This window comes from Piscicoccus intestinalis NBRC 104926 (genome assembly GCF_001515525.1).
Taxonomy (GTDB): Bacteria; Actinomycetota; Actinomycetes; order Actinomycetales; family Dermatophilaceae; genus Kineosphaera; species Kineosphaera intestinalis.
The window spans coordinates 1-12164 of sequence record NZ_BCNQ01000136.1 but is presented as its reverse complement, the minus strand read 5'-3'; the positions used below and the strand labels follow the sequence as shown (position 1 = coordinate 12164).

At 72.9% G+C, this 12164-nt stretch carries 13 protein-coding genes; 3 read left to right on the top strand and 10 right to left on the bottom strand.

The window, feature by feature from the left end; genetic code table 11:
- Window positions 1–1614, bottom strand: a 1614-nt coding sequence (locus tag PINTE_RS17185) for a chromosome segregation SMC family protein (RefSeq protein WP_157087328.1), incomplete at its 3' end; no start/stop codon positions are given.
- Window positions 1615–1901: 287 nt separating this feature from the next.
- Here PINTE_RS17185 and PINTE_RS17180 point away from each other — a divergent pair.
- Window positions 1902–2750, top strand: a complete 849-nt coding sequence (locus PINTE_RS17180) for an SCO4651 family lipoprotein (protein ID WP_068433214.1) — start codon at window positions 1902–1904, stop codon at window positions 2748–2750.
- 60 nt (window positions 2751–2810) lie between these two features.
- Here the strand turns inward: PINTE_RS17180 and PINTE_RS17175 are convergent, their stop codons facing one another.
- From PINTE_RS17175 to PINTE_RS17155, 5 genes are all read right to left on the bottom strand, one after another.
- Entirely contained in the window at window positions 2811–3101 is a 291-nt protein-coding gene (locus tag PINTE_RS17175; protein ID WP_068433213.1) for an acylphosphatase, read from the bottom strand.
- A 153-nt stretch (window positions 3102–3254) separates the two neighbouring features.
- On the bottom strand, window positions 3255–4136 hold the full coding sequence (locus tag PINTE_RS17170) for an HTD2 family dehydratase (protein WP_217996628.1): 882 nt from the start codon (window positions 4134–4136) through the stop codon (window positions 3255–3257).
- Window positions 4137–4183: 47 nt separating this feature from the next.
- Window positions 4184–5389 (bottom strand): acyl-CoA dehydrogenase family protein, encoded by a 1206-nt coding sequence (locus PINTE_RS17165; RefSeq protein WP_068433203.1) that lies wholly within the window; start codon window positions 5387–5389, stop codon window positions 4184–4186.
- Window positions 5389–6621 (bottom strand): GNAT family N-acetyltransferase, encoded by a 1233-nt coding sequence (locus PINTE_RS22860; RefSeq protein ID WP_068433201.1) that lies wholly within the window; start codon window positions 6619–6621, stop codon window positions 5389–5391. The genes PINTE_RS17165 and PINTE_RS22860 overlap by 1 nt, the downstream gene beginning before the upstream one ends.
- A gap of 45 nt (window positions 6622–6666) precedes the next feature.
- Window positions 6667–7494, bottom strand: coding sequence for an alpha/beta fold hydrolase (locus tag PINTE_RS17155; RefSeq protein WP_068433217.1), 828 nt, complete (start codon window positions 7492–7494; stop codon window positions 6667–6669).
- Window positions 7495–7673: 179 nt separating this feature from the next.
- Here PINTE_RS17155 and PINTE_RS17150 point away from each other — a divergent pair, with 179 nt between their 5' ends.
- Complete coding sequence (locus PINTE_RS17150) at window positions 7674–8696, top strand: Gfo/Idh/MocA family protein (RefSeq protein WP_068433199.1); 1023 nt, start codon at window positions 7674–7676, stop codon at window positions 8694–8696.
- A gap of 176 nt (window positions 8697–8872) precedes the next feature.
- On the opposite strand, the gene mutM is transcribed toward PINTE_RS17150, so the two are convergent.
- The 4 genes from mutM to PINTE_RS17130 are packed head-to-tail and all read right to left on the bottom strand — an operon-like array spanning window position 8873 to window position 11357.
- Window positions 8873–9754, bottom strand: a complete 882-nt coding sequence (gene mutM, locus PINTE_RS17145; RefSeq protein WP_068433197.1) for a bifunctional DNA-formamidopyrimidine glycosylase/DNA-(apurinic or apyrimidinic site) lyase — start codon at window positions 9752–9754, stop codon at window positions 8873–8875.
- Between the two features lie 22 nt (window positions 9755–9776).
- On the bottom strand, window positions 9777–10556 hold the full coding sequence (gene rnc / locus PINTE_RS17140) for a ribonuclease III (RefSeq protein WP_068433195.1): 780 nt from the start codon (window positions 10554–10556) through the stop codon (window positions 9777–9779).
- Window positions 10557–10570: 14 nt separating this feature from the next.
- On the bottom strand, window positions 10571–10765 hold the full coding sequence (gene rpmF / locus PINTE_RS17135) for a 50S ribosomal protein L32 (RefSeq protein ID WP_068433193.1): 195 nt from the start codon (window positions 10763–10765) through the stop codon (window positions 10571–10573).
- A 1-nt stretch (window position 10766) separates the two neighbouring features.
- Window positions 10767–11357, bottom strand: coding sequence for a YceD family protein (locus PINTE_RS17130; protein WP_068433215.1), 591 nt, complete (start codon window positions 11355–11357; stop codon window positions 10767–10769).
- A 256-nt stretch (window positions 11358–11613) separates the two neighbouring features.
- Between PINTE_RS17130 and coaD the strand changes: the two genes are divergently transcribed.
- Window positions 11614–12093, top strand: coding sequence for a pantetheine-phosphate adenylyltransferase (coaD, locus tag PINTE_RS17125; RefSeq protein WP_068433191.1), 480 nt, complete (start codon window positions 11614–11616; stop codon window positions 12091–12093).
- Window positions 12094–12164 lie beyond the last annotated feature (71 nt).

Sequence of the window (12164 nt, the reverse complement as noted above, 5' to 3'; positions counted from 1 at the left end):
CTCGTGGCCGGGCTCGACGTCGAGCAGTTCCGGCAGCGCGCCGAGCACCCCCAGCCGGGAGCCGTTTTCGGCGGCGGCCGAGTCGGCACCTGCGGCGAGCAGCGCTTGGGCACCGTCCTTGCGGCGCAGGCTCAGCTCGAGGGCCTCGCGGCGGGAGCGGGCCTGGTCGCGCCGGGCGAGGGCGTCGCGCTCGGCGGTCGCGAGTTCGTCGCGGCGGGCGGTGAGTTCGTCGACGGCGGCGGCGGCCTCCTCGTACTCGGCGTCGAGCCCGACCTCGCCCTCCTCGTCCTGCGCGACGCTGCCCTCGAGGGTGGCGAACCGGCGTTGCGCCTCGTCGCCGCGGGCGCTCGCGCGCTGCAGGTTCTCGCTGAGGCGGCCGATCTCGGACTCCCCCGCCTCGATGCGGCTGCGCTTGGCGGCCACCTGCCCGGCGAGCTTGGCGAGCCCCTCGCGGCGGTCCGCCGCGGCCTGGGCGGCGGCCGCGACGCGGCGACTCTCGGCGGTCGCGGCCGATTCTGCCTCCGCGCGTTCCCGGCTCGCGGCGGCCAGGCCCTCGCGGCCACGCTCGACGCGCGCGGTCAGCTCGGTCTCCTGGGTGCAGGCGGTCTGTGCCTGGGCGAACAGCTCGGCGGGATCGCGACCCAGCGCGGCGTCGGACTCCGGCTGCGAGCGCAGCAGTCGCACGCGTTCTCCCGCGAGTTGGCCTGTGGCGAGCAGCCGGTCGCGGGTCGAGGCGAGCGCATGGGCGTGGTCCTGCGCCTGGGCGAGGCGGGCGCTGGCCAGCCCCGTCGACTCCTCGAGGCGGGCGAGTTCGGTTCGGGTGGTGGCCAGCTCGGCCTCCACTTCGGCGCGGCGGGTGAGCAGCGCGGTCTCGTCGGCGACCTCGGCCTCGAGCGTGCTCGTCAGCTGCACGAGGTCGTCGGCGAGCAGACGCAACCGGGCGTCGCGCACGTCGGCCTGGATGACGGCGGCCTTGCGTGCCGTCTCCGCCTGGCGTCCGAGCGGCCCCAGCTGGCGCCGGATCTCGGTGGTCAGGTCGGCGACCCGGTTGAGGTTGGCCTCCATCGCCTCGAGCTTGCGCAGCGCGCGTTCCTTGCGCTTGCGGTGCTTGAGCACGCCGGCGGCTTCCTCGATGAAGCCGCGGCGCTCCTCGGGGGTGGCGCGCAGCACCGCGTCGAGCTGGCCCTGGCCGACGATGACGTGCATCTCGCGGCCGATGCCGGAGTCGGACAGCAGTTCCTGGATGTCGAGCAGGCGGCAGGCGGTGCCGTTGATCGCGTAGTCGGAGCCGCCGGTGCGGAACATCGTGCGGCTGATCGTCACCTCGGTGTAGTCGATCGGCAGCGCGCCGTCGGTGTTGTCGATCGTCATCGTCACCTCGGCGCGCCCCAAGGGCGGGCGCCCGGAGGTGCCGGCGAAGATGACGTCTTCCATCTTGCCGCCGCGCAGCGACTTGGCGCCCTGCTCGCCCATGACCCAGGCGAGGGCGTCCACGACATTGGACTTGCCGGAACCGTTGGGCCCGACGATACATGTGATGCCCGGTTCGAGGCGCAGATGGGTCGCCGACGCGAAGGACTTGAAACCGCGCAGGGTCAGGCTCTTGACGTACACCGGTGAGGCAACCTCTCGCGCTCGGCGGGCGATGCGCTCCCGACGATAGTCACGCCCACCCCGCGAACCCGGCAGCCGCGCCCGGTGCGGCGAGCCGCACTCTCCACGCTCGGTGCGGCGAGCAGGACTGCCGCGCTCGGGTGCCGAGGCCCGTCGGTCGGGCTCCGTCGTTGTACACAGTGGTCCCCCGCAGCCGTACGCCCCACGCGGGCCAACCCGTAGGCTGTTCGCGACAGTGCGGTCGCGACCGAGCGCCGCCCACGACTGTTCCAGGGAGTTCGATCCGTATGAAGGTTCGCATCCGCAAGGCCGCCGTCGTCGCGGCGCTCTGTCTGCCGCTGGCCCTGGGTGCCTGCAGCTCCGGTGACGACGCCGCCGCCCCGAACGGCGCGCAGACCACCGCGGCCGCCGAGAGCGGCCCCTTCGCCGCGCAGCCCGGCACCGAGGTGGACAAGGACGCGTTCCTCGACGAGACCCAGAAGGCCATGCTCGCCAAGGGCACCTACGCCATGCAGATGACGATGGCCATGCAGGGCCAGCAGATGAAGGTCAACGGAGTCGGCGACATGTCCGACCAGCAGAACCTCAAGGTCCGCATGACGATGGAGATGCCGGGCGCCTCCGGCCAGGGCATCAACATGCTGCTCATCGGCAAGACCATGTACATGCAGCTGCCGGGCCAGGCCGGCGGCAAGTACGTGCAGGTGCCGATCGAGACGCTCGCGCAGTCGGGCGGGCAGGACTTCGAGCGGCTGCTCAACCCGGCCGAGAGCCTGCAGGCCTCCAAGGAGTCGGTGCAGAACGTGACGTACGTCGGCGAGGAGGACGTCAACGGAACGCAGCTCAAGCACTACCGACTCACCATGGACCTGACGGCCGCCAACCAGGCCGCGGGCATCACGCCGACCGCCAACCCGACCGGCCCGCAGACCGTTCCCTACGACGTGTGGGTCGACGGCGAAAAGCTCATGCGCCAGATGAAGATGAGCGTCGAGGGCACCGACGTCACGGTCGTGCTCGACAAGTACGGCGAGCCGGCCGACATCAGCGCGCCGCCGAGCGCGTCGGTGACGACGATGCCGGGCCTGTCCGGCGGCGGCTCCGCCCCGACCGCGACCGCGAGCCCGACCAGCTGATCGGGTTCTCGGCGACTGCTCGTTCGACGGCGACCTCGACGGCTCCCCCGGTGGCTTCGGCTACTGCTCGGTGAAGCCGTCGAGGTCGCTTCGTATCCCGCCCCACTGGGCGGTGACTCCACGCACCCGGCCGGGGCGGCCCGCGGTCGACGGCTGCTCCGACAGCAGCCGCTCCATCGTCTCGACGTCGGCCACCGGGCCCTGAGCGCACACTTCGACGCGTCCGTCGTCGAGGTTGCGCGCGTACCCGACGAGCCCGAGTTCCTTGGCCTTCGCCCGCGCCCACCAACGGAACCCGACGCCCTGCACGGAGCCGCGGACGAAGAACGTCGCCTTGTCGATCCCAGCCATGGACGAGTCCTACGGCACGCGGGCGGGGCTCGGCAAGTGGCCCGGCCCGCGTCTCGTCCCGATCGCGTCCCGATCGCGCGGGGCCGTCACGGCTCCCCCCGGTCGCCCACCGGGTCAGACCCGGTCAGACCCGGTCAACCCGGTCAGACCCGGTCACACCCCGTCGCCGGGGTCGGGCCCGATGACCCCGGTCGCCGTGCGCCGCCCGGACCGGTCCCGCGCCCAGGTCACGACGGATCCGTGTCCGCGCGCCGGGTCGTCGGTCTCGGTGCGGGCTCCCGCGACGAGGCCCTGGTGGTCGAACAGCGGTGAGACGAGCCGGTAGTCGAAGCGCACGGGCGGTGCGTCGTCGGCGCCGACGGGTCGCACCAGCCCCGCGGCGCGGGCCGCCTCCGCCATGAGCAGCGCCTGCAACGGACCGTGGGTGACGAGACCCGGGTAGCCCTCGACGTCGCGGGCGTAGTCGCGGTCGTAGTGGATGCGGTGCGCGTTGTAGGTCAGCGCCGAGTAGCGGAACAGCAGCGGCGGGGTGATGCGCAGTTCGCGTTCGTCGGGGCCGGGCGGCACGTTCTCGGGCTGCTGCGCCGCAGGTTCTTCCGCCGTTGGGGCGGTGGTGGTCGCGGCATCGCGGTAGACGATGTCGTGGCGCTCCTGCACGGCGACGCGCCCGTCTTGTTCGATGGTGTGCTCGACACCGAGAAACGTCAGCCGTCCGGTGCGGCCGTGCTTGTCCTGCAGCGAATGCACCCGGGTCGTGCGGGTGGCCTCGCGCCCGGGACGCAGCGGCGCGAGCGACCGGATCGAGCCGCCGGCCCACATGCGGCGCCGGCCCGCCTCCGGGGGCGCGGGGATGCCGACGACCGCGTGGCCGTCGGGCCCGAGGTCGGCGCTCGCGGGGTGTTCGAGGAGGTAGATCCAGTGCCAGGTCAGCGGCAGACCCTCGGTGGGGTCGGGGGTGGGCACGTCGAGCAGGCCGGCCAGGGCCTGCGCCTGGCCGGGGGCGAGCAGTTCGGTGCGCACTGATTCGTCACTCACGGTGTCCTCGTTCGGTGTGCTCATACGGTGGTGGGCTTCGTCGGCGCTCAGCGGCGCACGGGGTTGCGGCGGATGAGTTGGCGGGCGATGACGCCCTTCTGGATCTCGTTGGTGCCCTCGCCGACGATCATCAGCGGGGCGTCGCGGAAGTAGCGTTCGACGTCGAATTCCGTCGAGTAGCCGTAACCGCCGTGGATGCGCACGGCGTTCAGGGCGATCGTCATCGCGGTCTCGGAGGCGAACAGCTTGGCCATTCCCGCCTCCATGTCGGCCCGGCCGGCGTCGTAGCGGCGGGCGGCGTGCTGCACGAGCTGGCGGGCGGCGGTCAACGACGTGACCATGTCGGCGAGGTGATTGCCGACCGACTGGTGCTCCCAGATCGGTCGGCCGAAGGACTCGCGCTCCTGGGCGTAGCGTACGGAGTCTTCCAGGGCGGCGGTCCCCACCCCCAGGGCCCGGGCGGCGACCTGGATCCGACCGATCTCCAGTCCGCGCATCATCTGAGCGAATCCGCGCCCCTCCCGCTCGCCGAGGAGGCTGTCGGCGGGCGTGACGAAGTCGGTGAACGACAGTTCGCAGCTCTCGACGCCCTTGTAGCCGAGCTTGGGCAGATCCCGGGAGACCTCGAAGCCGGGGCCCTTCTCCACGAGCAGGATGCTGATGCCGCGGTGCGCCGGCTGCGCCTGGGGGTCGGTACGGCACAGCAACGCGACGAGCCCGGCCCGTCGGGCGTTGGTGATCCACGTCTTCGTGCCGTTGACGACGTAGTGGCCGCGGTCATCGGCGCCCTCGCCGGCATCGGAACCACCACCGCCACCGACGCGACGGGCGGTGGTGCGCAGGGCCTGCAGATCCGAGCCGCCCCCGGGTTCGGTGAGCGCCATGGTCGCTCGCAACTCGCCGGTGGCCATCCGCGGCAGGTAGCGGTCCTTCTGCTCGGGGGTGCCGAAGGTGAGGATAAGCTTGGCGACGACGGTGTGACCACCCATCGCCCCCGCCAGGCTCATCCACCCGCGGGCGAGTTCCTCCGTGATCGCCGCGTAGCAGGGCGTGGAGACGGCGGCCTCGCCCCACGGTTCGCCGATCGCCAGGCCGAAGACGCCCATGCGTTTCATCTGCTCGATGAGCGCCTCGGGGTACGTGTTCGCGTGCTCGAGGTCGCGGGCCACGAGTTTGACGTCGCGGTCGACGAAGTCGCGCACGACCTCGACGATCGCGGCCTCGTCGGGGTCCAGGTCGTAGGCGTCGTGCATCAGCTGCCTCCGGTGTGGGTGGCGGGATCGGTCTCGGTGGCCGTCGACCGCCGATTCCGGGGCCGGTCCGGGAGCCGGCCGCGGCGCCCCGGCGTGGGGCAGGTGTCGTGCCGCACCCGCACGATCGGTGGCCGTAGGGCGGCTGCTGCGGCGAGGGATCCGAGGTCGGCGAGCTCCTGGGCGAGCACTCGGGTCGGGCTGACGAGCCGCAGCGAGCCGTCTTCGGCGCCGGCGAGCACGCGGTGCACCGGCTCCCAACCGGAGGCGGCCGCCTCCGTCGTGGCGTGGGCGAACGCGGCGGCCTCGGCGTCGCCACGGACGGGCAGCAGCAGGAACCGCACGTCGAAGCGCCGGGGGCCGCCGATCGGCGTCTCCCAGTTGTCCCACGGGATGAGCCGGGCGGGGTCGATGTCGGCGCCGGTCTCCTCGCGGACCTCGCGGATCGCGGTGGCGAGAGTGGTGCGGGCGCCCGGCTCACCGACTCCGAACGCCCGGTCCGGTGTGCCGACCGCTGCCCAGGCACTCGCGTGCTCGGCGAGCACACCGGCGGCCAGTTCCAGCGTGGCCCCGAGCGCCTCGTCGCCGGGGTCGACGCGGCCGCCGGGAAAGACCAGAGCGTGCGGCAGGAAGTCCATCGTGCCGACGCGGTGCTGCACGAACACCTCGATGCCGTCGGGGCCCTCGCGCACGGGCAGCACGCTGACGGCGGCGCGGGGCACAGGCTCGTCGAGGATCGCGCGGGCCAACGCCAGCCGGGGCCCGCCGGCGTCCAACCCGCAGCGGCGCTCGGCCTCCCGAACGGCCGCCAGGGCGGCGGGCAGCGGCTCGGGCACGGGCTCGAAGCCGTGCCGGGCGTACCAGGGGGCGTTCCACGGCACGTCGGCGAAGGTCGTCAGCGTGAGCCGGTCGGCGCCCGCGTCGAGGGCGATGCCGTAGGCGGCGTGCAGCAGCCGGGCGCCGAGTCCGCGGCGCTGGGCCGGCGGCCGCACGCACAGCTGCTCGAGATGGGCGTCGCCGCCGCGGGGGTCGAGCACGTGCGCGAAGCCGGCGGCGGGGTGACCGATGACGAGCAGGGTCCCGTGCTCGGCGCGCTGCTCCCCGGTGGGCGGCTCGCCCCAGCCGGAGATGTCCAGGAGCGGGGCGAACTGGCGATCGGCCTCCGCCTCGATCGCGGCCAGCCGCGGGAGGTCCTCGGGTTCGGCGACGCGCACGCCGGTCACGCTCAACGCCATCGCCCGAGCCTAGCGAGCCGGTGGCGGCCGCTCGTTCGGTCGGCCTTACCGCTGAGCGAGGAAGGTGAGAACGCGCGGTGTCACGTCGTCGGCGAACTCGTCGAAGAAGCCGTGCCGACCGCGGGGCGTGAGCTCGAGGCGGGCGCGCGGGATGCGGTTGGCGAGCACGCGGCCGTTGACGGTCGGCACCATGACGTCGTCGGTGCCGTGCAGCACGAGGGTGGGGCAGGTGATCCTGCCGAGCAGGCCGCTGGCGTCGTGGTCGTTGCTCACCTTGAGGTGCCGGGCGCTGGCGGCGGGGGTCATCGTGGGGTCGCCGAGCAGGTTCGTCCCGCGGTCGCGGGGCCAGTCGTCGGTGTAGAAGAGGGCGAGCACGGCGGCGGAACGCTCCCGGCTGTCGGGCGAGGCGAGCAGGCGGCGCACGTCGTTGCCGCGTTCAGTGCTCAGGCGCCCGCCGGGTGACGAGCAGGCGAGCACGAGCCGGCGCACGCGGTGCAGGTGGTGGCCGGCGAGCTGCTGGGCGACGCGCCCGCCCATGGAGGCGCCGTAGACGTCGGCCCGGCGGACCCGCAGCGCGTCCAGCACCGCGACGGCGTCGGCGGCGAAGGAGGCCGTGGACCAGTCGGGTTCGGCCGCCAACGCCTCGTCGTCGACGGCGGACTCGCCCGTGCCGCGGTAGTCGAACGTGATCGTGCGGTGGGTCGGCCCGAAGGCGTCGCGCAGGCCGTTCCACCACGCGTGGGAGTTGTTCTGGCCGGGCAGGAGCAGCAGCGCGGGGCCGGTCAACAGGCCCGACTCCTGCACCCGCAGCGCCGTGCCGTCGCGGGTGGTGATCGTGCGTTCACGCAGGGGTCCCGTCGGTCGGCCGGTCATGTGGTCCAGCATGCCTGGCCGCGGCCGCGCATCTCGCCCCTGGGGCACGGGAGCGTCTGTTCGCGCGCTGGGAGCGAGGGTCGGTGGCGGCGAGGAGTCGCAGGAGTCGGCGGCAGGTTCCGACCGACGACCCTCCCAGGTCTGGGGCGAGCGCCGCGCGCGGCCAGTAGCGTGTCGTCATGAGCCTGCCTCCGCACGCCCCGGTCGTTCCCGACACCCCGACGCCGACCCCTCCGGTGCGGTGGGGCCTGCTCGGAGCCGGTCACATCGCCCGGCGCGGCGCCCAGGGCATCGTCGACGCGCCGGGGTGCGAGTTGGCCGCCGTCGCGGCCCGCGATCACGGCCGCGCGGGCACGCTCGCGGCCGACTTCGGCTGCGACACGACCTACGCCTCCTACACACAGTTGTGTGCGGATGAGCGGGTGGAGGCGGTGTACGTCAACACCACGCACCCGTGGCACCTCGAGCACGCGCTGCTCGCGATCGAGGCCGGCAAGCACGTGCTCGTCGAGAAGCCGATCGCGCTCAACGCGGCTCAGGCCACGCAGGTCTTCGACGCGGCCCGCGCCGCGGGGGTGTTCGCGATCGAGGGGATGTGGACCCGCACGCTGCCGGTCATCCGGGAGGTCGAGCGGGTCGTCGGCGACGGCGAGATCGGGGATGTCGTGCGGGTCGAGGCGTCGCTGAGCCTCAACCTCGACTACGACGAGCGGCACCGGCTCTTCGACCTCGACAACGGCGGCGGCGCCCTGCTCGACATGGGGGTGTACTGCTGCGCGTTCCTGTGGCTGTTCCTCGGCCGGCCTGACACCGTGCACGTCATGGGCTCACTGGCCCCCACCGGCGCCGACCAGGTCGCGGCGCTGCAATGGGGCTACGACAGCGGCGCGATCGGCCACGCGTTCGTCACCTCGCGCGGGCTGGCTCCGGGGCGCGCGCTCATCGTCGGGCGGCGCGGCTACGTCGAGATCGACCCGAAGTTCCACCACCCCGCGGGCGCCACCGTCGTCGTCGACGGCGCCCCGCCGCGACGGATCCAGGCGCCGCACCAGCAGTTCGCCCACCAGTTCGCCGAGGCGGCCCGCTGCATCCGCGCGGGCGAACTCGAGTCACCGCTCGTGCCGCACGCCGACACCATCGGCGTCATGGAGATCCTCGACGCCGCCCGCAGCGAACTCGGCGTGCACTACCCCCAGGAGTGACGCTCGCGCGCCCCGCGCCCAGCGCCTCCGCTCCTGCCCCGCCGACCCGCCGCATCACTCGGCCGAAGGCTGCCCTTTCGGTCGAGGGCTCGTGCTAGAACCCTAGCCCTCGGCTGACAGGGCAGCCTTCGGCCGAGATGACGGGGGCGCCTTTCGGGGCGAGATGACAGGGCTGGTCAAGGGGCGGGGTAGCGGGGGCGCACCTGGCAGCGGGGGCAGCTGAACGAGGAGCGGTTCATGAACGCCTCGCGGCGCATGAGGGCACCGCATCGGCGACACGGAAGTCCCTGGCGCCCGTAGGCGTTGAGGGAGCGCTCGAAGTAGCCGCTGGCGCCGTTGACGTTGACGTAGAGCGTGTCGAAGCTCGTGCCGCCGGCCTCCAGCGCGCGGCCCATGACGTCGCGAGCGTGCCCGAGAAGGCGGCCGAGTGCGGGCTTGCTGAGGTCGGCGGCGTAGCGCTGCCCGTGCAGGCCCGCGAGCCACAGGGCCTCGTCGGCGTAGATGTTGCCGATGCCTGATACAAGCCCCTGGTCGAGCAGCGCCCGCTTGACCGCGCTGTGTCGAGTCTTCAGCACACGCACGACGCGCGCCGGGTCGTAGGTCGGCTCGAACGGGTCGGGGGCGATGTGCGTCACCGGCTCCGGCACGGCGACGCCGTCGTGGCGCGACGGGGCCAGCTCGGTGAGGGCCAGGCCCCCGAAGGTGCGCTGGTCGACGAACCTCAGCTGCCGCCCGTCGGACAGGTCGAGTCGGGCGTGCAGGTGCTTCTCGGCGGGGGCGTCGGCCGCCTGCACGAGCAGCTGCCCGCTCATGCCGAGGTGCACGACGAGCGCCAGCGGGTCCTGACCCGGCGGACTCACCTGCAGCCACAGGTATTTGCCGCGGCGGCGGGCCGCACCGACATGGGAGCCGGTGAGCCGGGCCGCGAGGTCGTCGGGCCCGGCCAGGTGGCGCCGGGCGACCCGCAGGCCGCTGAGGGTCACCGTCTCCAGCACACGGCCGACGATGTGTTCGTCGAGACCGCGGCGGACGACCTCGACCTCGGGCAGTTCAGGCATGCGGCCGTGACCCCGAGCGCCGTCAGGAGTCCGCGGGCGAGGCCGGCTCGGACACCGGCTCCTCGGTGAGCACGGCGTTGGCACGCCGGTTCAGCTCGGTCCAGGCGAGTTCGGCCGACTTCTGCTCGGCCTCCTTCTTGCTGCGCCCGGTGCCCTCGCCGAGCACCTCCTCGCCGATGACGACCTGCGCGGTGAACACCTTCTCGTGGTCCGGGCCCTCTTCGGTGACGCGGTAGTCCGGGGTGCCGTAGGAGCCGGACGCGGCCAGCTCCTGGAGGCTGGTCTTCCAGTCGAGGCCGGCGCCGAGCCGCGCCGAGGAGGCCATCAGCGGGTCGAGGAGATGGTGCACGAACCGCCGGGCGACGTCGAGACCGTACGCGAGGTAGACGGTGCCGATGAGCGCCTCGGTGGTGTCGGCGAGGATCGAGGTCTTGTCACGGCCTCCGGTCGCCTCCTCGCCGCGCCCGAGCAGCAGGTAGTCGCCGAGCCCGAGGGCGCGGGCGACCTGCGCGAGCGCCCGCATGTTGACGACGGCCGCGCGCAGCTTGGCGAGCTGGCCCTCGGCCATGTCGGGATGATCGGCGTACAGCGACTCGGTGACGACCAGCCCCAACACTGAGTCGCCGAGGAACTCGAGACGCTCGTTGTTGGGGATGCCGCCGTGCTCGTAGGCGTACGACCGGTGCGTCAGGGCATGGTCGAGCAGCGACACGTCGGGGGTCACGCCGAGGATCTCGTGGATCGCCTCGGCGAGTCCCTCGACGGGTCGCCGCTCATGGCCGGCTGCGGGTCGAGAACCCATCAGCTCGCCAGGCGTCAGTTCTGGTGCTCGGACCGCTCAGCCGCCGCGTAGTGACGGCCGGCGTAGGTGCCGCACGCGGGGCACGCGATGTGCGGCTGCTTCGGCGCGGAGCAACGCGGGCACGACGTCAACGTCGTCGCGGTCGCCTTCCACTGCGCCCGGCGGGAGCGGGTGTTGGAGCGCGACATCTTCCGCTTCGGGACGGCCACGTCAGTTCCTCTTCTCTTCGGTCGTATGCGTCACTGACCCGTCGGTGCTCGCCAGCTGCTGCAGGGTCGCCCAGCGCGGGTCGATGGACTCGTGGTGATGATCCGGATCGTCCGCCAGCCGCGCCCCGCACTCGGAGCACAACCCCGGGCAATCCGGTCGGCAGACCGGCTGGAACGGCAGCGCGGGCACCACGGAATCCCTGATCACGGGCTCCAGGTCGAGCAGATCTCCCTGGAGCACGCGCTGGTCGTCGTCCTCGTCCGCGCCCACCTCCTGGTGGTGCGCGGCCCGATCGGCGTAGGCGAACAGTTCCTGGACGCTGACGTCGAGGTCTTCCTCGACGGGCTCCAGGCACCGCACGCAGGCGCCGGTCGCCCTTCCCCGGACCGAACCGCTGACGAGCACGCCCTCGATCACCGACTCCAGGCGAAGGTCGAGCTCGAGCGGCTCGCCCTCGCCGATGCCGATGACATCGGTGCCCAGCCCCTCCGGCGCCGGGACGGTACGCGCGACCTCGAGCATGGTCCCCGGGCGGCGCTGCAGCTGCCGGGTGTCGAGCACCAGGGGTGCTCGCGGGTCCAGGGTCGTCATGAGGTCCACATCGTTTCGTCTCGCCGACGGCGGGCAACGGTTCGGTCCGCGCCCACCGCCCGGCTGCGGGCACTCACGTCGAGCGAGCCACCGACCCCGGGCAGCGTGACAGGACGCAGACCGACTCGCAAGTCTAGACCAGGGCGACGCGCCGCCCAAAAGCGCCGATCGGGCGGTGCGGCCCGCCCGCGAACCCGGCGGTCGAGGCGGACCGATCCGGGCGCCGCGCGCACGGCCGCGCTGCTAGGTTCACGGGGTGCGACGCTGCGTGTGCCCCGGATCCTTCGACCCCGTGACGCTCGGTCACCTCGACGTCATCACGCGGGCGGCCCGACTCTACGACGAGGTCGTCGTGGCCGTGCTCGACAACCCCAACAAACAGGGCATGTTCACCCTGCCCGAACGCGTCGAGATGATCACCCAGGAGACCGAGCACCTGTCCGGGGTGCGGGTCGTGCCCTTCGGCGGGCGGCTGCTCGTCGACCTGTGCCTCGAGGTGGGCGCGCAGGCCATCGTCAAGGGCTTGCGCGGCGAGGTCGACTACTCCTACGAGCTGCCGATGGCCGTCATGAACCGGCGGATGACCGGGGTCGAGACGCTCTTCATGCCCGGGGAGCCGGGGCTGAGCGAGGTCTCCAGCTCCCTCATGAAGGAGGTCGCCCGGTTCGGCGGCGACATCTCCGGGCTGGTGCCCGAACGGGTCCTCGCCCGGCTGCAGGAACGGTTGGCGCAGTAGGGCGCTCGCGCGCACACCACCGGCGGGCGCGGGCGTCGGTCAGCGGCCGTGGCTGCGGGCGTGCCGCGGCG